Raw genomic sequence first — 19,599 nt, forward strand, 5'->3', positions numbered from 1 at the left:
CTCCGGCTCCCGGGAGACGTGCCACCGCCGGCGACCGTGGGAGCGCGCCCACGAGGCTGGCACAGGGTCACCGGGTTGTAAACCCCGCTCGTGGTCGCGTCCGGGGCGCTCAGTCCTGGGCCTGCCAGCGGTAGAAGACGGTGGCCACCGAGTCCTGCGGGCCCTGCCACCGGTCCGGCCGGTACGGCTCGATGTACGGGCCCAGGTCCTGCATCACCTTGCCGAACGCGGGCTTGTCACCGTGCTGGTCCCGGGTGGCCTCGGCCGCCGACGACTCCTGTTCGAGCAGGTGCACGTAGACGTCGTCGATCGAGTAGAGCCAGCGCCCGGTGACCCCGAGGTCGGCCGGGAGCGACCCGGCGTCGGACTCGGCGAAGACCCGTGCCACGTCCGGCTCGGCGCCCGGCTTGATCCGCCCGACGATCACGGTGAGCGTGGTGTCGGCTGGCGGCTCGCCCTCGGGCGCCCAGTGGTAGAACTCCTTCGCCACCGAGTCCGACGGGTTCTTCCAGTAGCGCGGGTAGGGCGTGACGTACGGGCCGATCTCCTCGGCGATCTTCTGGAAGGCGGGCAGGCCGCGGGTCTGCCCGGAGATCCGCGGGTCCTGCTCCCGCTCGATCACGTGGATGTAGAGGTCGTGGTGCGACAGCAGGTACCGGCCGATGACGCCCAGGTCCTGCGGCCGGGTGGCCTGGTCGTAGTGGCCGAACACGCCGCCGACGATCTGCTCGCTGCCGGGGACCATGTGACAGACGATCACGTTGCGGAAGACCATGACTGCTCCTTGGTGGGTGGGTTCGGACGGCGGCGCCGTCACGCGGTGAAGGTGACAGGCAGTTCCAGCAGGCCGCGGAACGGCGAGGCGGCGGGGAGCCGGCGCACCTCGGCCAGCGGCACGCCGAGACGCAGCCCGGGCAGCCGGCGCAGCAGCGCGCCGAGCGCGAGTTCGGCCTCCATCCGGGCCAGCGAGACGCCCAGGCAGTAGTGGACGCCGTGACCGAACCCGAGGTGCGGGCCCCGCACCCGGCGCAGGTCCAGCCGGTCCGGGTCGGCGAAGTGCGCCGGGTCGTGGTTGGCCGCGTTGATCGCCACCCCGACGATCGCGCCGCGCGGGATGCGTACGTCCTGGTAGTCGACGTCCTCGGTGGCGATGCGCGGGCTGGCCACGGGCAGCGGCCCGTCGAAGCGCAACAGCTCCTCGATCGCGGCGGGCAGCAGGCGGGGCGTGGCGCGCAGCAGTTCCATCTGCTCGGGGTGGGTCAGCAGGGCCAGTACGGCGTTGCCGAGGAAGTCGGCGGTGGTCTGGTGCCCGGCGAACAGCAGCAGGAACGTGGTGGTGACCAGTTCCGCCTCGGACAGCGTCCCGTCCTGGTCGACCGCCTTGATCAGCGCGCCGATGATGTCGTCGGCCGGGTCGTCGCGTTTGGCGCGGACCAGCCCGGCCAGGTAGTGGTGCAGCCGGAGCTGGGCCTCCTGCACCGCCGCCCGCTCCTCGGCGGGGGGCCGGCTGGTGGAGCCGGAGGTGCGGATGACCTGGGTCCAGTCGAGCACCCGGCCGTGGTCGGCGGGCGGCACGCCGAGCAGTTCGCAGATGACCGTCATCGGCAGCGGGATGGCGAAGTCGTGCATCAGGTCCGCCTCGCCGTGCGGCGCCATCTTGTCGATGAGCTGGTTGACGATCGACGCCACCCGGGGGCGCAGCGCCTCGATCCGCCGGGGCGCGAACGCCTGCGACACCACCCGGCGCAGCCGGGTGTGCTCGGGCGGGTCGGAGTTGAGCATGTTGCGGTTCAGACCCTCGGAGTTCGGGCCGAAGATCTTCAGGTAGTGCTGCTCCGGTCCGTACAGGTCCTTGGACAGGCGCGGGTCGGTCAGCGCGGTGCGGGCGTCGTCGAAGCGGGTGATGAGCCAGGAGTCGAAGCGCGGCGAGCCGACCGGGCAGACCGGCCGCTCGGCGCGCAGCCGGGCCAGGGTGGGGTACGGGTCGGCCGCGAACGCGTCGGTGTAGAGCTCGCTCGCCGGCACCACGTCGTCGGTCATCGCCCCTCCCCCGGCTCGCCGGTCACGCTGTGCAGCACCTGGTAGGTGTGCCGGTCGGCGGACTCCCGCAGCTCACGGATGATGCTCAGCAGCCGGTCCCGGTGCGAGCTGCGCCCGAACGCGTCGAGCCGCTCGCGGTCCGCCCAGTCGCTGATGATCAGATAGCTGCGCGGGTCGTCGGCGTCGCGGACCAGGTCCTGGTGCAGGCAGCCGTCCAGGGTGCGGATCTGTTCGGCGGCGGTGAGCCACTCCGCCTCGAAGCGCTCCTCGCAGCCCTCCCGGGTCCGCATCGACAGCACGGTCCGGACCCGGCTCACCGGGCGCTCCCGAACACCAGGTGCAGGTGCTTGCGCAGCGCGTCGGGGTCGACCGGCGCGCCCCGGAACCCGATGTGCCCGTCCGGGCGGATCAGGTACAGGCCGGTGCCGTCCAGCCCGTACGCGGCGCGGAAGCGGCGCTCGGCGTCGCGCACCACGGGCGGGTCGAGCAGTCGCGGTTCGTCGGCGTCCGGGTCGAGCAGCAGGTACGCCTCGACTTCCCCGCCGGCGAGCCGGCGCGCGTCGGCGCACAGGCCGGTGAACGCGGCCAACTGCCCCGCGTCGGCCGTGCGGTCGGCGTAGAGCAGCAGCGTGTGCCGGGTGCCCCGGGTCAGGTCGCGCAGCCGCAGCGGGTGGCCGACGCCGCGCCGGCGCAGCCCGTCGACGTCGGGCGCGATGTCGCCGGGGCGGGGCGCGTCACCGAGCGCGGCCGGGTCGGCGACGGTCTCCCCGACCAGCGGGCTGCCGGCGTAGCTGAGCAGCATGGACATCTCCTGGAGGAACTGCCGTTCCAGGTCGGCGCGGTCCACCTCCTCGGTGCCGGCCATCCGTACCGCCCGGCCGACGATCTCCTCGCCCTCCGGCCGCCGCTCGGTCTCGTAGCTGTCGAGCAGGCCGGGCGCGGCGAGACCGCGTACCGCCAGGGCGAGCTTCCAGGCGAGGTTCCAGGTGTCCTGGATGCCGGTGTTCATGCCCTGGCCGCCGGCGGGCGGGTGCAGGTGGGCGGCGTCCCCGGCGACGAACACGCGGCCGTCGCGGTAGCGGTCGACGATGCCGTGGCTGATCCGGAACACCGACGACCAGCGCAGGTTGCTCGCCCGGGTGCCGGGCGGCGCGAGGCGGTCCAGCGCGGCCTGCACGTCCTCGATCGTCGGTTCGTCGAGTTCCTCGCTGAATCCGGGCGGGGCGTCGCGCCCGCCGGTCTGGGCGAAGAACCGGGGCGGGGCGAGGGTGGCGATGCGGTAGCGGTGCTCGCCGCGCAGCGGTACGCAGACGAGCATCCCGTCCATCTGCCCGTCGGTCATGTGCAGGAACCGCAGCAGGTGCCCGTCCGGCATGTCCCAGTCCACGTCGACGTCCACCAGCATGAACAGTTGCGGGAACCGGCCGAGCCCGCCGGTGAAGGTGAGCCCGAGCCGCTCCCGTACCCGGCTGTGCGCGCCGTCGGCGCCGACCAGGTACGCCGCGCGTACCGTCTCGGTGCCGCCGTCGGCGGTGCGGACTGTGGCGGTCACGCCGTCGGCGTCCTGGGTGAAGTCGACGAGTTCGGCACCGCGCTGCGGGCGGACCCCGAGCGTGGCCAGCCGGGCGGTGAGGATCCGCTCGGTCTCGTACTGCGGCAGGCCGAGGTGGGCGTACGGCAGGCCGGGCAGTTCCCAGCTCATCCGGTGGGTCTGCTCGCCGTTGACGAAGACCGTGTTGCCGGTGAGCCAGATGCCGGCGTCCATGGCCTCGCGGACGACGCCCTGCTCCTCCCAGATCTCCATGGTGCGGCAGTGCACACCGATCGCCTTGTCGGCGTGGCCGGGCGGGGTGGCCTGCTTGTCGATCACCAGGCAGTCGATGCCCCGCCGGGCCAGTTCGACGGCGGCGGTCAGCCCGGTGGGCCCCGCCCCGACGACGAGTACGTCTGTTGTCCTGTGCACGTCGGCCTCCCAGCCCGTGGTGGGTTGTCGGCGGCCGTCCGCGTCGGGCACGACGTGGAACAGCCGGCGCCGGATGTCGAGAAGGAACGGCGCGATCGGCCCGGCCTGCGCCGAGGCGTGGGCCGGGTCGCCGATCCAGGCGAGGAACGGCGCGGCGCCGTCCCACTCGGCGAAGATGTGGTGGATGTCCGAGCCGGGCTCCCGCAGCAGTTGTTCGCGGCGGTAGCCGGGTATCGCCGCCATCCGCCGGACCACCTCGGGGTAGCCGCTGTGGAACTCGGCGAGCCGGTCGAGCGGCACTGTCAGTTCGACGTCCACGTAGACCGGACCCGTCCCGTCCCCGGTCTCGCGCATCAGCGGGTAGCCGGGGTCGCCGTCCGGCTCGGTCAGCGGCCGGAGCAGGTCGGCCAGGCGGGCCGCCACCGGCCCCCGCCGGTACGCGCGCAGCGCCGCCTCGTCGGCCCACTCGGTGACGACGACGAAGCCGCGCGGGTCGAGGGCGTCGCGCAGCAGCTCGTGCCGCAGGTTGCCGGCCAGCGCGCCGAGCTGCCCGGCGACCGTCTCGAAGGCCGGCCCGACCGCGGGCTCGCAGCCGGTGCGCGCGCGCAGCCGGAGCATCGTCCTGATCATGCAGCCCCCTCGAACGGTGCCGTCGTCGTGCCGCGACCCTGCCGCAGCGCGCGTCACCCGCTCGTCACCGTCGACCCGCCGCACGTCCGGTCCCGGTGACGCCGCCGGGACGGCGGCGCTTATTGCAAAACTTTGGCAACAAGCCTCGACAGGTCCATCGGCGGTAACTATCGTGAGCGGCATGACTCCTTACGATTTAGATGTGCGGGCCTGGCAGGAGAGCTGGGACCGGCAGCAGGAGGCGTACCTGCCCGACCGGGAGCACCGCTTCGCGGCGATGCTCGACGCCGTCGAGGCGGTCGCCGGCGACCGGCCGCCACGCGTCCTCGACCTCGCGGGCGGCACCGGATCGATCAGCCTGCGGACGCTGGCCCGCCGGCCGGACGCCGAGGTGACGGTGCTCGACCTCGACCCGGTGCTGCTCACACTCGCCGAGGCGGCGCTGGCCGGGCGGGCCACTGTGGTGACCGCCGACCTCAACCGGCCCGACTGGGCCGCCGCGCTGCCGCACCGCGACTACGACGCCGTGCTCACCGCGACCGCCCTGCACTGGCTCGACGGTCCGCGCCTCGCGCGGTTGTACGGCGAGATCCGCGACGTGCTGCGCCCCGGCGGGGTGTTCGTCAACGCCGACCACATGCCCGACGAGGGGATGCCGACGCTGACCGACCGGCTGCACACGCGGGCCGGCGAGCAGCGGGCGGCCCGGCACCGCGCGGGCGCGGCGCTGTCCTGGTCGGACTGGTGGGAGCAGGCAGCCGACGATCCGGTGCTCGGGCCGCTGGTGGAGAAGCGGCGGCAGATCTACCCGACCGGGCACAGCCCGGAGTGGAACCCGCCCGCGACCTGGCACCTGGACGCGCTGCGCGCGGCGGGCTTCACCGAGGCCGGCGTGCTCTGGCGCGGCGGCGCGGACGCCGCGGTGGCCGCACTGCGCTGACCCCGGCGGCGCAGCCGGCTCGGCGGCGACCGACGCCGCGCGGGCGCCCGAGGGCGGCGGGCGGTCAGGACAGCAGTCGGGCCAGTTCGGTACGCGAGCGCACGCCCAGCCGGTGGAAGACGTTGCGCAGATGGTGGTCTACGGTCCGGGTGGACAGGCACATGCGGGTGGCGATCTCCCGGTTGGTCGCCCCTTCCGCGACCAGCCGGGCGATGTGCAGTTGCTGCCCGGTCAGCAACTGCTCCGGGCCGTGCCGCACCGGCCCGACCGACTCCCCCGCCGCGCGCAGCTCCTCCCCCGCCCGGTCGGCCCAGACGGCGGCGCCGAGCAGGGTGAACGCCTCCCGGGCCCGGTGCAGGTGCGCGCGGGCGTCCCGGGGCCGGCGCCGGCGGCGCAGCTCGCGGCCGAACAGCAGCTCGGTGCGGGCGCGCTCGAACCGGTCGGTGTCGGCCGGGTGCAGCCGCAGCGCCGCGTGGAACTCCCGTTCGGCCTCCGGACCGCCGCGCGGCGCGAGCAGCGCCCGGCAGCGCGCGGCGAGCGCCCGCCGCGACGGGCTCGCCGTGCTGCTGGCCCAGTGGTCGAACACGGCGAGCGCGGCGGCCGGCCGCCCGCCGTCGTGGGCGGCGGCCTCCACGAGGTACGGCGTGGCCATCACCTGTACCAGCACCTGCCCCCGGCCGGTGCGGGTACGGGCCAGCGCGGACAGCCGGGCCACCGCGTCGGCGTACCGGCCGTCGATCAGGTCCAGCACGCCGAGCGCCCAGCGGGCGTAGGCGTCCGGCCGGCTCCCCGGCGCGGCCCCGTCACCGATCTCGGCGATCCGGGCCAGCGCGGCGTCCCGGTCGGCGCGGACCGCGGCCAGCACGGCGAGGATGCCGAGGTGCACCTGGGCGCACACGTGCTGGCCCGTGGCGCGGGCCGCGCGCACGCCCTCGCGGGCGGTCTCCGCCGCGGCCTCGTGCCGGCCCAGCCAGTACTCGGCGACCGCCCGCAGCTCCAGCGCCCGGGGCAGCAGGGACAGCTCGCCGCGTGAGCGGGCCACCTCGGCCGCCCGGCCGGCGAGCCGGTGCGCGGGACCGTCTACTGCGACCAGCAGTGCGGCCGCGGCGGCGCAGACGAGCGCGCCGGGGGTGAGCGCGGGCCCGGTCAGCCGGCCGCCGAGGACGACGACCCGGCGCAGCGCCGGGCCGCCGCGCGCGTGGTCGCCGCGCAGCGTCGCCCCGACGCCCGAGGCGAACGTGGCCAGCAGGTCGAGCTCGGGCGGGTCGCCGGGCCGCCGCAGCGCCTCGGCCCGGCGGGCCACCTCGGCGTACCGGTACTGGTCGCCGGTGACGCAGATGGCCTCGCCGGCCCGGACCAGCGCCAGCAGCGCGGCCCGCCGGTCGGCCGGCGCGACCGCGTCGGCGGCGGCCAGCAGCGTGGCGACCGCGTCGGCGGGCGCGTCGCAGCGCAGCTGCATGTCGCCGCGGAGCAGGTCGGCCCGGCCCTCGGCGGGCGACGCGGCGGGCAGGCGTCGCAGCAGCCCTCGGGCCTGGTCCGGGTCGCCTGCTGTCCAGGCGCACCGCGCGGCCGCGACTGTCAGTTCGGCGGCGCGGCCGGGGTCGGGGCTCAGTTCGGCGGCGCGGCGCAGCACGACCGCGGCGGCGGCCCGGTCCGGCACCTCGTCGACAGCCGCGGTCAGCTCGGCGGCGAGCACGTCGGAGGGACAGTCGGCGGCGGTGGCGTGGCGCAGCGCCCGGCCCAGGGTGCCCTCGGCGAGCGTGCCGGCCAGCAGCAGGTGCGCCGCGCGCAGGTCGGCGAGCGGCGCGACGGCGGTGATCATCGTGCGGGCGAGCGGGTGCGGGAACGTCACCCCGCCCGGCCCGGTGCGCAGCAGTCCGGCGGCCTCGGCGGGGGCGAGCGCCTCGACGGTCAGCCCGGCCGCCCACGCGGCGCGGACCAGGGTGCCCGGGTCGTCTCCGGGATCGAGCGCGGCGAGCAGCACCATCCGCCGGGTCGGGACCGGCAGCCGGTCCAGGCGGGCCCGGTACGCGGCGGCGAGCGCGCCGTCCACGGGCGGCGCGTCGGGCAGCGGCGCCTCGCCCCGCCACTGGGCGGGGGTGAGCGTGCCGGCCAGGTCGGTCAGCGCCGCCGGGCTGCCCCGGCTGAGCGCGGCCAGGGCGGCGGCGACCGGCGCGGGTGGCCGCTCGCGGAGCCCGGCGAGCATCGCGTGGCACTCGTGGGCGTCCAGCGGGCGCAGCCGGTGAGCGGGTACGCCGTCGACGGTGGCCGGTGCGGTCGCGGTCAGCAGCATTGCCACCGGCAGCCGGCGCAGCCGGCGCGCCACCACGGCGAGCGTCCAGGCGCTCTGCGGATCGCCGGTGTCGAGGTCGTCCACCGTGCACAGCATCGGCCGGTCCGCGGCTACGGCGGCGAGCAGGGAGCGCACCGCCGCGGCCAGGGCCAGCCGCTGCTCGGCCGGGCACCCGTCGCCGCCCAGCGCCCGGCGCAGCAGCCGGCGTTGCCGCACCGGGAGTGCGGTGTCCGCGTCCAGCACCGGGTCGAGCAGGCGGTGCAGCCCGGCGTAGGGCAGTGTCGCCTCGTCGGCCAGGCCGCCGCCGGCGAGCACCGCGCGCTGCCCGGCCCACCTGCGGGCGTACGCCAGCAGCGCACTGCGCCCGGAGCCGGGCGGCCCGTGGAACAGCAGGGCGCCGCCGTCGTCGCGGTCGAGGAGCCGGCGGATCGCGTCGCACTCGTCGTCCCGGCCCCGCAAGGCTATATGCACTGTCGATGCAGAAACCATGCATGCAGTGTCACAGATGGGCAACCCGTCGGAAAAGAGGCGGACACGCTCCCGGGGTGGTCGCCGCGGCGACCACCCCGGGAGCGGAGGGGATCAGGAGCTGGGGCAGGTGTTGCGGTACTCCTCGATCGCCGACCCGGTCGGACCGGGGCAGAGGAACTGCTCGTAGCGGGTGTCGTCGTCGACGAACCGCTTCAGCCACGCGACCGTCTGCTTCGCCGTCGGCGTGTTCACGGTCTGCGGGAAGAAGTGGCTCGCGCCGTTCAGCTCCAGGTACGCCTTCTCCGAGGACGCCGGGATGCTGTTGTAGAACGGGATCGAGTGGCTCGCCACCGGTGCCACGCTGTCGCTCTCGCCGCCGATGATGAGCGTCGGCACCCGTACGTCGGACCAGGTCTTGTCCAGGTTCCACGGCGCGAGCGGGACGGCGGCCTGCAACGACGGCCGGGCCGCCGCGGCCTCCAGGCTGCCGCCACCACCCATCGAGTGCCCGGCCACTGCCAGCCGGGAGGAGTCGATCCGGCCCCGGACCGAGCTGCGCTGGGTCAGGTAGTCCAGCGCGGCCAGGAGCTGGCGGCCCCGGCTGTCCGGCTGGTCCAGCCGCGTATTGGTCTCGATGCCGATCACCACGAAGCCGTGCGAGGCGATCCGCGGCCCCAGCCAGCTCAGGCTGGACCACGAGGCGGTGTAGCCGGGCGAGATGGCGACCGCGCCGAAGGTGCCCTCGGCGGTGCTGGTCGGGTAGTAGATGACGCCGCCGCCGAAGCCGGTGACGCTCAACGAGGAGACGTTGATCGAGGAGGTGGCGAACGGCCCGCGACTGGCCTCCAGGATGGCGTTCGTGGGCGCCGGGCCGCGCTCGTAGGGGCTGGCCGCGTTCGCGGCGACCGGGACGGCGAGGGCGCCGCCGGTGGCGAGCAGTGCGGCCACGGCGAGGCGGGCCAGGGCACGGACGGAGGTACGGGAACGGATGGTGGTGGGCACGTCGGTCACTCCTTGCGCCGGAATTACATCGACATGCGTCAGCATCCGCGCCCGGACCGCCGACGCGCATCGGTGAAATCACCGGTCCCCCGGCACCGACGGTGACCCGGCCGTGACATGCACGGCGGACGATTGACCCCATGCATCCGACCCGACGGCGCCTGACCCGGCGGCACCTGCTCGGCGCCACAGCGGCGGCGGGCGTCACCGGCCTGGCCACCGGCTGCGACCCGGACCGCCCGGCGGCCGGGACCGCGGTGTCCGACGACGCGCCCGCCCTGGATCCGGCCAGCTGGGACAGCGTCCGCGCCCAGTTCGCGCTCGACCGCTCCCGGGCGCACCTGGCCACGTTCGTCTTCGCCCCGCACCCGGCCCCGGTACGGGCCGCCGTGGCCACCCACCGCGCCGGCCTCGACCGGGACGCCTCCGGCTACCTGGCCGCGAACGAGGAACGGCTGGACCGGGCGGTGCTCGCCGCGGCGGCCGGGCACCTCGGCGCGCGCTCGGACCACATCGCGCTCACCGACTCCACGACCATGGGCCTCGGCCTGGTCTACAGCGCGATCCGCCTGCGACCGGGCGACGAGGTGCTGACCACCGAGCACGACTTCTACGCCACCCACGAATCGCTGCGGTTGCGCGCCGAACGCGACGGGGTGACAGTGCGCCGGGCCCGCCTCTACCGCGACGCGGCCACGGCCGGGGCGGACGAGATGGTCGCGGGACTGACCGCGGCGCTCACGCCGCGTACCCGGGTGGTGGCGCTGACCTGGGTGCACTCCAGCACCGGCGTGAAGCTGCCGGTACGCCGGCTGGCCGAGGCGGTCCGCGAGCGCAGCCCGGAGGCGTTGCTCTGCCTCGACGCGGTGCACGGCTTCGGCGCCGACGCGTCCACACCGGAGCAGCTCGGCTGCGACGTACTCGTCTCCGGCTGCCACAAGTGGCTGCTCGGGCCGCGCGGCACCGGCCTGGTCTGGGCCGCCGAGCGGGCGTGGGCCCGGATGACGCCGGTGATCCCCAGCTTCGACAGGCGCGGCATCGGTCGCTGGCTCGCCGGCGGCACCGGTGGGCAGCCCGTGCCACCGGGCCCGGCGCACACGCCCGGCGGCTACCACAGCTTCGAGCACCGCTGGGCGCTCGCCGACGCGTTCGCGTTCCACCGGCGCATCGGCCCGGCCCGGGCCGCCGGGCGCACCCGGGAACTCGCGGACCTCCTCAAGGAGGGGCTGGCCGGGATCCGGGGCGTCCGGCTGGTCACGCCGCGCGACGCCGACCTGTCCGCCGGGGTGGTCTGCTGCGAGGTGCCGGGCGTGCCGGCGGACCGGGCGGTGGACCGGCTGCGGTCGGCCGGCGTGATCGCCAGCAGCACGCCCTACCGGCCGTCGTACCTGCGCTTCGGCGCGACGATCGCGAACGGCGAGCAGGACGTGGAGGCGGCGCTGCGGGCGGTCCGCACGCTGGTCTGAGCCGCTCCGGCTGTCACTCGGTGAACTCGCAGAAGGACAGCACCCTGTCGAACCGCCGGGCGGCGAGGTCGTCGTGGCGGATCAGGAACCGCGCGTTGACGTACTCCTCGTCCGGTACGCCGAACTGGGCCAGTGGCACCCACTCGCGCATCACCCGCTGCTCCTCCTCGTACAGAGCCACCATCTGCTCCTGGCGGGGTAGCGACCTCGCCTGCCGCTCCCGCTCCATCATGATCACCTCGGGCGGGTCCTGCGCCGAGATGGTTTGACATCCTCTCCGCCCTAAGGGACGGAGATTCCCTCCACGCTGCGCGTGGAACACGCGGCGTCCGGGTGGGTTCCCGCTTCGTTGCGCGCCGCCGGGACGAGCCCCGGTCTTACGTGCGCTCCACGGGCGTTGAAGTCCGCCTGCCCGGCGGCCTTGACGTTCTTCGCGGCGTTCACGTCCCGGTCGTGGGCTGCCCCGCAGGGGCAGTCCCACGCTCGGACGTTGAGCGCCATCTTCTCGTTGATCCGGCCACAGTCGGAGCACATGCGGGTGGACGGGAAGAACCGATCCACCCGGCCGAAGGTGCGTCCGTACCGGGCGGCCTTGTACTCCATCATGGCGGTGAAGCTGGCCCAGCCCGCGTCGTGCACGGACTTCGCGAGCCGCGTCCGGCCGAGACCGACGACGCACAGGTCCTCGACGTACACCGCTTGGTTCTCGCGGATGATCGCCGTGGACAGCTTGTGCTGCCAGTCCCGCCGCATGTCGGCCACCCGGGCGTGCGCCCGTGCGACCTTGACGACGGCCTTCTTGCGGTTGGCCGAGCCCTTCTGCTTGCGGGACAGGTCGTGTTGCAACCGCTTGAGCTTGCGCGCGGCCCGGCGCAGGAACGTCGGCGCCGCCACCTTCGTGCCGTCCGAGAGCACCGCGAAGTGGGTCAGGCCCAGGTCGATCCCGACCTCGGAGTCGACCGGCGGTAACGCCTCGTCCTCGCCCGTCTGCACGACGAACGACGCGAAGTACCGTCCGGCCGCATCCCGGATGATCGCCACCGATGACGGGTCTGAGGGCAGCGTCCGGGACCAGCGGACTGCGAGGTCGCCGATCTTCGGCAACCGCAGCCGGTCGTTGTCGAGGACCTTGAACCGGGAGTTCTTCGTGAAGCGGATGGCCTGCCGGTTGTCCTTGCGGGAGCGGAACCGGGGAGGTGCGACCTTGCGGCCCTTGCGCTTGCCCGTGATCGAGTTGAAGAAGTTGCGGTACGCGGTGTTCAGGTCCGCCAGTGCCTGCTGCAACACCACGGTGGAAACCTCTCCCAGCCACGCGCGTTCCGGCGTCGCCTTCGCCTCGGTGATCAGACGCCGGGACAGCTCCCCGTCGGAGATGTACTTCTCCCCCGCCTCCCGGGCCTGCTGACGCAGGCGCAGCCCGTCGTTGAACACAACCCGCGCGCACCCGAACGCCCGCGCCAGCTCGATCTGCTGGCCAGGCGTCGGGTACACGCGGTAGTTGTACCGGAGCTGCACACACACAAGTGTACACAAGGTTACGATGGCGACTATGAGTGACACCCGCGAAAATGAGATCAGCGTCCGCGAGCTGCGCAAGACGCTCGCCGGAGCGCTCAACGGCGTCGCCGTCTACGGCAAGACCCTTTACGTGACCAACCACGGACGCCGGATCGCTGCCATCGTGCCGGTCCCCGTGGCCGAGCAGAACGAGCGGGCGCGAGGTTAAGGCACTGCTCGGGCCTTGGCGGCCCTCCCAGCGCGGGCCTTCCCCGGCCTGAAGGCCGGAGCACTGGCCCGCACTTCGGTAGCCGCCGATGAAGACGTCCTCCGGCAGCCACGACTGCCGCTCCGGCCAGAGCTGCTCGGCCAGCGCACTCATTGAGGTGCGGCATGTCGCGCAGCAGCCGGATCTGGGTGGCGCTGAGCCACTCCTCCGAGCGGTCCAGCCAGTCCGGCAGGTCCGCCTGGACGGCGGCGTACATCTCGTGCTCGGGGGCGAGGAACGGCTCCAGGTCAGGGGCCTTCGCGTGGCCGCACCGCCGGTGACCAGGTCACGTCGTAGCGCTCGGCGGCCACCGCCTCGGCGAACGCGGTCGCCGCCGCCGGCGAGCCGGCGATGCGCCAGTCCTTCTCCTTGTCCACCTCGAACCAGATCAGCCCGATCAGGTTCGGATAGCGGGGCAGGGCGCGGAACGTGTCCCGGATCCACCGGGCCTTGTGCCCGGCGGCGTCGGCGGCGCCGGTCTCGGTGACCACGAGCGGCTTGCCGGTGACCTTGCGGATCTCCGCGATCGTCGGGCCGAAGATCTGGTCGAACGACCAGTACGTCTTGGTGAAGGCGCCGCTGCCGTAGTAGCCGGTGACACCGACCCAGTCGACGTACTCGTCGCCCGCGTAGAGGCCGGTGAGCCCGGCGGTCGTCTTGTCCCAGCGGGCGTTCGGGCTCCACACCCAGGTGACGTTCGTGGCGCCGGCCTCGGCGAAGACGTCGTGCACGTGCCGCCAGGCGCGGACGTAGTCGCCGGGGCGGTTGCCGTTGGCCCGCTCGCACCAGGGGTACCAGTCGCCGTTCATCTCGTGCGCGAAGCGGATCGCCACCGGGTAGCCCAGCGACCGGACGCCGTCGGCCCAGGAGCGCAGGTACGCGTCGAAGTCGCCGCGCGCGATCCGGGACAGCCGGTAGTCCGGCTGGGTGGCGCGCAGCCGGTCGATCTGCCTGTCGGTCAGCTCGGTGCGGCGGGCCGCCTTGTCGACCGTGTGGTCCCACGGCTCCCAGCCGAGCATCGGCATCATGCCCCGCTCGGCGATCCGGTCGAACAGGCTCCGGTCGAACGCGGCCGACACCCAGTCCGCGCCGAAGAGCATCACCTGCGGCGACCGCCCGGCCGCGTCGGCGAACCGGTCGACCGGCGCGAAGTCGTACGGTCCCTTGTCGGTCATCACCCCGAAGAACGCCTGCCCGGCCGGCGGGAACGGGCCGCCGCGCGGGCTCGGCACGACCGCCGCCGGCACGTCGGTGCTCGCCTGCGGCGTCGCCGGGGCGGGCCGCCGCACCGCGGCGTCGGTGGCCGGGTCGCGCCACGCGCCCGGCGCCACCACGAAGGCGTACGCGAGCAGCAGCACTCCGGCCAGCGCCAGGCCCATCCGGGGCAGCGTCGGCCTCAGCACGGCACACCACCCTCGGCCACGGTCCGGGGCACCACCTGGGGCTCCCGGGTCACGCCGGCTACCCGGTCCCGGCGCGCCCGCAGACTCTCCACCCAGGAGATCAACGGCGGCGCGAGCCCGGTCAGCAGCGTCAGCGCCGGCCATACCCGCAGCAGCGGGTAGTCGTGGTCCAGCGCGAAGCTCGCCGCGAGCAGTCCGGCGGCGGCAAGCGCCCAGCACAGGTGCAGCCGGAACGTACGCGGCGACTCGACGGTGCGCAGCGCGCCCTTGGCGGTGACCACGAAGCCGAGTTTGCGGCGCAGCAGGGCGCCCACCGCCGCGGCCACGTAGACCGGTCCCGCGAACAGCGCGAGCGCCATGCCGGCCATGCCCACCTCCTCCCGCTCGTGCGGGGCGATGTTGAAGCGGCGCAGCCACAGCCAGAGCAGGAACCAGGTGCCGATGGTGGACCCCCACAGCGTCGCCCAGACCTGCGGGTCGAGGCGACCCGCGTCGACGCCGGTCAGCAGGTACAGCGCGGTGGCCGCGTTACCCAGCAGCAGGCTCACCGCCACGCTCGGGTAGTAGAACTGGAGCAGCCGGTACTGCCAGCGACGACGGGACGGCAGGTCGCGCGGTGTGCGCAGCTCGCGCCGGAGCAGGATCTCGCAGATCCCGGCCGCCCAGCGCTTCTGCTGGTTGAAGTAGTCCGCCCAGGAGGTCGGTCCCTCGCCGAGCGCCACCACGTCCGGGGTGTAGACGCCCTTCCACCGGTTGCCGGTGGCCGGGTTGACGGCGGCGTGCACGCGGATGCTGGTGAGGTGGTCCTCGATGATCGAGTCCTGGTAGCCGCCGATGGTCCGCCAGGCCGCCGGCCGGTAGAGGTGCCCGGTGCCGGTCAGCAGCGGCGCGTCCAGGCCGTTGCCGCCACGGGCGATCAGCCCGTTGTAGAGGTACTGCTGCACCGAGGCGCCGTGGGCGACGAAGTTCTGGTGCATGTTGCCGTACACCTGGGGGGTCACCACGAACGCGACGTCCGGGTCGCGGAAGTAGCCGAGCGTGCGTTCCAGGAAGTTCGGCAGCGGCACGTGGTCCGGGTCGACGTTGGCGACCACGTCGTAGCGGTGCTCGTGCTCGGCCCGCCAGGCGTTGTGGTTGCCGGACTTGGTGCGGGCCCGGAACTCGCCGCCGGGCCCGTTGTACTCGGGCCGGCCCTTGCGGGTGAAGTGGCGTACGCCCAGCCGCGCGGCCATCGCCCGGACCGCCGGGTCGTCGCCCTCGTCGAGGATCCACACGTCGACGTGCCCGCAGTAGACGATCTCCCGCAGCCGGCGCAGCGTCCGCTCGGCGACCTCGATCGGCTCCTTGCTCGGCACGATGGTGGTGAGCAGGGCGACCCGCAGGCCGACCGGCGGGTCGACCGGCACCGGATCCCGGGCGTGGAAGGCGAAGACCCAGACCACCACGTTCTGCGCCAGGCGGATCAGCTCGACGCCGACGACGACGCAGAACGCGAGCCGGGCGGCGACTGTCTGCCAGCCGCCGAGCCCGACGACGCCGGGGCCGGGTACGTGCTGGGGCAGCAGCAGCCAGCCGACGAAGACCAGCCCGGCGGCGCTGTTGACGAGCACCAGCAGCGTCAGCACCAGCCGCGCGGTGACCGAGGCGGTGGGCCGGAACTCGACCGCCGCGTCGGGGCGCCGGGGCGGGCGCAGCGGACCGGCGGTGGCGCCGCAGCGCGCGTACGCCAGGCGGGCGCGGACGTTGCGCTGCCGGCGGTCCGGATCGGCCGGCGTCCCGGGCGGGACGGGTGCGATCGGGCGGGCGCCCGGCGGCCCGGCCGTCGTGGCGCGGGACGGGCGTGTATCGGCGGCGACGGCCACGTTTCCCCCATGGTCTGCTTCCGGCTCAGGAGCCGACCGAATGCTAAGCCGACAATCAACCGCAAAAAGGGCGAATCAGGCAGACATCGCCCGTTCGTCGACCGGTCACGCGGTCAGCCGGGAAGCTGGGCCGCCACGGCGAGCAGCGCGACGAGCACCAGCACGGCGACGACCCCGGCGGCACGCGCCCGGGACAGGGCCACCCCGCCGAGCACCGCCCAGGCCGGCACCGTGAACAGCAGGTTCACCGCCGACCAGACCGGCACTGCCTGCGCCAGCGCCAGCAGCCCGAGCGCCGGCACCAGCGCCCAGGCGGTGCAGATCGCGGCGGCGTACCGCAGCGGGAGGCTGAACAGGGCCAGCCCGGCCAGCACGCCGCCGAGCGCGGCGACGCCGAACAGGTCCCCGGGCGTGGCCGCGAGCACTGCGGCACCGGGACGGGCGCCGGACGCGAGGCGCCCGCCGTCACTCAGGCCGGAGGCGAGCAGCGCGGCGACCGGGAGCAGCCCGAGGGCCACGGCGGCCAGCCACCGGAGAGCACAGCGGCGACGGAACGCCAGCACGACCCAGCCGTGGCCGGCGAGCAGCAGCAACGCCACCGGCTGGCACACGCCCAGCAGCAGCACCGCGCCCGCGTAGGGCACGAGCCGGCGCGCGCCCGGCCGGTCGAGCGCAGGCACCAGCAGCCAGGTGGCGAGCACGGCGGCGAACACCGCCAGGGCGTACGGCTGCGCCTCCTGCGCGTACCGGATCGAGGCCGGCAGCACCGCGAAGATCACGCCGGCGAGCAGGCCGGCGGCGGGCGTGGCGATCCGGGCGGCGAGCGCGCCGACGAGCGCCGCGGCACCGACCATGGCCAGCAGGGACGGTACGCGCAGCGCGAGGTCCGCCGCGCCGAACAGCGCCGCCCAGCCGCGCATGAGCAGGTGGTACGGCCCGAGCGCGAGGTCGTCGCCGGTCAGCGTGACGCCGATCCCCGGCCAGGGCGACGTGGCCGCGCGCCGGGTCGCGAGTTCTCCGGCGCTCGCCCCGGATTCCGTGATCCGCGCGGCGCCGAGCGCACCCATCAGGACCGCCGGCACCAGCCACGCCACGATCCGCCACCGGAGCACGCCGGTCGCGGCGCGGACGGTGACCCGGCGCGGCCGGTCCTCGCCCCACGGATCCTCGACCGTGGCGTCCCCGAGCCGGGGCAGGACCATTGTGTCCGCGTCCATCATCGTGACTCACGCATCCCTGTGGGTGCCGGCGACGGGGATCCAGCCGACCGGGCGGCGAGGCGCGATCCGCGCGTGGCGGGCGGCACCGGAAGCCCCGGGTCACGGGCTGGATGACATCCTGGAGCCTACTGAGTCAAAAACGGCATAACGCCAATATGCACTGAAAGGGTCCGCCGGCCGCCCCGTGGACGACCGGCGGACCCGGCTCAGCGAAGGTCGGTCGTCGTCCAGCGGGGCGAGGCGGCGGTGATCGCGGCGGTGTCGCCGGTCAGCGTCGTCCGCGCCTGGGCGTCGCGCCGGGCGCTCGTGCCGACCCAGACGTCGACCTCCCCGGGCTCCACCACCCGGGTGAGCGTGCGGCCGGTGAACGCCAGCCGCGTGGTGGGGACGGTCAGCTCGACGGTCACCGAGGCGCCCGGCTCCAGGCGCACCCGCCGGTAGCCGAGCAGCTGCGCGACCGGCCGGGTCACCGAGGCGACCAGGTCGCGGCCGTAGAGCTGCACCACGTCGTCACCGGCGACCGGGCCGGTGTTCGTCACGCGCACCGACACCCGCAGCGCCCCGTCGGTCGGCACCTCGGCCGGCACGGTCAGATCGGTGTACGCGAACGTGCTGTAGGACAGCCCGTGCCCGAACGGCGCCACCGGAGTCGCCGGCAGGTTGGTCCCGTTCATGCCCTCCCCCAGCTCCGGGTGCAGGTACGAGTACGGCTGCGCGCCGGCCGAGCCGGGCAGGCTGACCGGCAGCCGGCCGGACGGGTTGACCCGCCCGGAGAGCACACCCGCGATCGCCCCGGCGCCCTCCTCGCCCGGGAAGAACGTCTGCACCACCGCCGCGCACCGGGACAGCGCCCAGCCGAGCGCGTACGGGCGGCCGGTGAGCAGCACGAGGACGACCGGGGTGCCGGTGTCCAGCACCGCCTCGACGAGCTGCCGCTGCACGCCGGGCAGCTCCAGGTCGTCCCGGTCGCAGCCCTCGCCGACGGTGCCGCGGCCGAACAGGCTCGCGTGGTCGCCGACCACGAGAACTGCCACGTCGGCGGCGGACGCGGCGGCGACCGCCTCGTCGAACCCGGACCGGTCCGCCGAGTCCACCTCGCAGCCGGCCGCGAAGGTGACCCGGTCGGCGCCGAACTCGGCACGCACCGCCTCCAGCACTGTCGGCACCTCGAACCCGGTCTCCACGCCCGGGTGGTGGGCCAGCACGTGGTTGAGGAACGAGTAGCAGCCGAACAGCGCGCCCTGCCGGTCGGCGTTCGGGCCGACCACGGCCACCCGCCGGCCCGCCGGCAGCGGGAGCACGCCCTCGTTGGCGACCAGGACGACCGACTCCTCGGCGAGCCGGCGGGCGATCGCCCGGTGCTCCGGCGAGTCGAGGTCGATCGCGCCCGGCGGCTCGTCGTCGAACGTGGCGTCGAGCAGTCCGAGTTCCTGCTTCTGGCGCAGGACCCGCAGCACCGCCCGGTCGACCAGCGCCTCGTCGACCTTGCCGGCCCGCACCGTCTCGGTCAGGGTCAGGTAGGCGTCGCCGGTGGGCAGCTCGATGTCGAGGCCCGCGCTCAGCGCCTGCACGGCCGCGTCCGCGTTGTCGGCCGCGACGTGGTGCAGCAGGTTGAGGAAGGCGACCCCGTAGTAATCGGCCACCACGGTCCCGTCGAACCCCCACCGGTCCCGCAGCAGGTCGGTGAGCATCGTCGGGTCGGCGGCGACCGGCACGCCGTCGATCTCCGCGTACGAGTGCATGACGCTGCGCGCGTCACCGTCGAGGATCGCCATCTCGAACGGAGGCAGCAGCACGTCGGCGAGTTCCCGGGGACCGGCGTGCACCGGGCCGAAGTTGCGCCCGGCCCGCGAGCCGGAGTAGCCGGCGAAGTGCTTCAGCGTCGCGAGCACGCCCTGCGACTGGAGCCCTCGCACGTACGAGGTGCCGATGGTGCCGACGAGGTACGGGTCCTCGGCGATGCACTCGTCGACCCGGCCCCAGCGGGGATCCCGGATCACGTCGAGCACCGGGGACAGTCCCTGGTGGATGCCGAGCGCGCGCATCGAGGCCCCGATCGCCGCCGCCATCTCGGCGACCAGATCGGGATCGAACGCGGCGCCCCAGGCCAGCGGCGTCGGGAAGGTGGCCGCCTTCCACGCCGACAGGCCGGTCAGGCACTCCTCGTGCACGATCGCCGGGATGCCCAGCCGGGTGCCGGTCACCAGGTCCCGCTGGAACTTCCACAGCCAGGCCGCGCGGGCCGCGGCGTCGACCGGGCGGGTGCCGTAGGCGCGGGTGAGGTGACCCAGCCCGTGCCGGGAGAAGTCCTCGAGCCGGCCGGTGTCGGCGAACTCGCCCTGCAGTGGCGCGACCGCCTCACCGTCCTCCTTCTCCCAGAACCCGACGAGCTGCGCGACCTTCTCCTCGATCGTCATGCGAGCGAGCAGTTCCCGTACGCGCGCCTCGGCGTCGTGCCCGTCCGGCCGGTCGTGGTCCGAACCTGCCTGAGCCGGTACCGGCCCGTCCACCACCGCGTGGACCTCTGTCATGGTGTGCCTTTCC

The 19,599-nt window shown here is 74.4% G+C and carries 15 protein-coding genes; 3 read left to right on the forward strand and 12 right to left on the reverse strand.

The window, feature by feature from the left end; all coding sequences use genetic code 11:
• Positions 1–109: 109 nt before the first annotated feature.
• The 4 genes from MICAU_RS18035 to MICAU_RS18050 are packed head-to-tail and all read right to left on the reverse strand — an operon-like array spanning position 110 to position 4,633.
• Positions 110–775 (reverse strand): TcmI family type II polyketide cyclase, encoded by a 666-nt coding sequence (locus MICAU_RS18035; RefSeq protein WP_013286776.1) that lies wholly within the window; start codon positions 773–775, stop codon positions 110–112.
• A 38-nt stretch (positions 776–813) separates the two neighbouring features.
• Positions 814–2,040 carry a cytochrome P450 family protein gene (locus MICAU_RS18040; protein ID WP_013286777.1) on the reverse strand — a complete coding sequence of 409 codons (1,227 nt, stop codon included), beginning with the start codon at positions 2,038–2,040 and terminating at the stop codon, positions 814–816.
• Positions 2,037–2,357 (reverse strand): putative quinol monooxygenase, encoded by a 321-nt coding sequence (locus MICAU_RS18045; RefSeq protein ID WP_013286778.1) that lies wholly within the window; start codon positions 2,355–2,357, stop codon positions 2,037–2,039. The genes MICAU_RS18040 and MICAU_RS18045 overlap by 4 nt, the downstream gene beginning before the upstream one ends.
• Positions 2,354–4,633: an FAD-dependent oxidoreductase gene (locus MICAU_RS18050; RefSeq protein WP_013286779.1), complete on the reverse strand. Its 2,280-nt coding sequence runs from the start codon at positions 4,631–4,633 to the stop codon at positions 2,354–2,356. Before MICAU_RS18050 ends, MICAU_RS18045 begins: the two co-directional genes overlap by 4 nt.
• A gap of 181 nt (positions 4,634–4,814) precedes the next feature.
• On the opposite strand from MICAU_RS18050, the gene MICAU_RS18055 reads away from it, so the two are divergent.
• On the forward strand, positions 4,815–5,573 hold the full coding sequence (locus tag MICAU_RS18055; RefSeq protein WP_013286780.1) for a class I SAM-dependent methyltransferase: 759 nt from the start codon (positions 4,815–4,817) through the stop codon (positions 5,571–5,573).
• A 64-nt stretch (positions 5,574–5,637) separates the two neighbouring features.
• On the opposite strand, the gene MICAU_RS18060 is transcribed toward MICAU_RS18055, so the two are convergent.
• Together MICAU_RS18060 and MICAU_RS18065 are read right to left on the reverse strand one after the other, a co-directional pair.
• Positions 5,638–8,325, reverse strand: coding sequence for a helix-turn-helix transcriptional regulator (locus tag MICAU_RS18060; protein WP_244879617.1), 2,688 nt, complete (start codon positions 8,323–8,325; stop codon positions 5,638–5,640).
• Positions 8,326–8,448: 123 nt separating this feature from the next.
• A complete protein-coding gene (locus tag MICAU_RS18065) occupies positions 8,449–9,339 on the reverse strand; it encodes an alpha/beta hydrolase family protein (RefSeq protein WP_013286782.1) in 891 nt (296 codons plus the stop codon).
• A 140-nt stretch (positions 9,340–9,479) separates the two neighbouring features.
• On the opposite strand from MICAU_RS18065, the gene MICAU_RS18070 reads away from it, so the two are divergent.
• The gene (locus MICAU_RS18070; RefSeq protein ID WP_013286783.1) at positions 9,480–10,805 is read left to right on the forward strand and encodes an aminotransferase class V-fold PLP-dependent enzyme; all 1,326 of its coding nucleotides are present in this window, start codon (positions 9,480–9,482) and stop codon (positions 10,803–10,805) included.
• A 13-nt stretch (positions 10,806–10,818) separates the two neighbouring features.
• Here MICAU_RS18070 and MICAU_RS18075 read toward each other — a convergent pair whose 3' ends face one another.
• Together MICAU_RS18075 and MICAU_RS18080 are read right to left on the reverse strand one after the other, a co-directional pair.
• Positions 10,819–10,986, reverse strand: a complete 168-nt coding sequence (locus MICAU_RS18075) for a YwqG family protein (protein ID WP_225319552.1) — start codon at positions 10,984–10,986, stop codon at positions 10,819–10,821.
• A 101-nt stretch (positions 10,987–11,087) separates the two neighbouring features.
• Positions 11,088–12,320, reverse strand: coding sequence for an RNA-guided endonuclease InsQ/TnpB family protein (locus MICAU_RS18080; RefSeq protein ID WP_145753481.1), 1,233 nt, complete (start codon positions 12,318–12,320; stop codon positions 11,088–11,090).
• A 34-nt stretch (positions 12,321–12,354) separates the two neighbouring features.
• Here MICAU_RS18080 and MICAU_RS18085 point away from each other — a divergent pair, with 34 nt between their 5' ends.
• A complete protein-coding gene (locus tag MICAU_RS18085) occupies positions 12,355–12,531 on the forward strand; it encodes a hypothetical protein (protein WP_225319553.1) in 177 nt (58 codons plus the stop codon).
• Positions 12,532–12,818: 287 nt separating this feature from the next.
• Here the strand turns inward: MICAU_RS18085 and MICAU_RS18090 are convergent, their stop codons facing one another.
• The 4 genes from MICAU_RS18090 to MICAU_RS18105 form a co-directional block, all read right to left on the reverse strand.
• Positions 12,819–13,973 (reverse strand): glycoside hydrolase family 26 protein, encoded by a 1,155-nt coding sequence (locus MICAU_RS18090; protein WP_013286787.1) that lies wholly within the window; start codon positions 13,971–13,973, stop codon positions 12,819–12,821.
• Positions 13,967–15,835, reverse strand: coding sequence for a glycosyltransferase family 2 protein (locus tag MICAU_RS18095; RefSeq protein WP_013286788.1), 1,869 nt, complete (start codon positions 15,833–15,835; stop codon positions 13,967–13,969). The genes MICAU_RS18090 and MICAU_RS18095 overlap by 7 nt, the downstream gene beginning before the upstream one ends.
• A 113-nt stretch (positions 15,836–15,948) precedes the next feature.
• The gene (locus MICAU_RS18100; protein ID WP_013286789.1) at positions 15,949–17,055 is read right to left on the reverse strand and encodes a glycosyltransferase family 39 protein; all 1,107 of its coding nucleotides are present in this window, start codon (positions 17,053–17,055) and stop codon (positions 15,949–15,951) included.
• A gap of 206 nt (positions 17,056–17,261) precedes the next feature.
• On the reverse strand, positions 17,262–19,586 hold the full coding sequence (locus MICAU_RS18105; protein WP_013286790.1) for a beta-xylosidase/alpha-l-arabinosidase: 2,325 nt from the start codon (positions 19,584–19,586) through the stop codon (positions 17,262–17,264).
• Between the last annotated feature and the right edge of the window lie 13 nt (positions 19,587–19,599).

It is taken from the genome of Micromonospora aurantiaca ATCC 27029, assembly GCF_000145235.1.
Taxonomy (GTDB): domain Bacteria; phylum Actinomycetota; class Actinomycetes; order Mycobacteriales; family Micromonosporaceae; genus Micromonospora; species Micromonospora aurantiaca.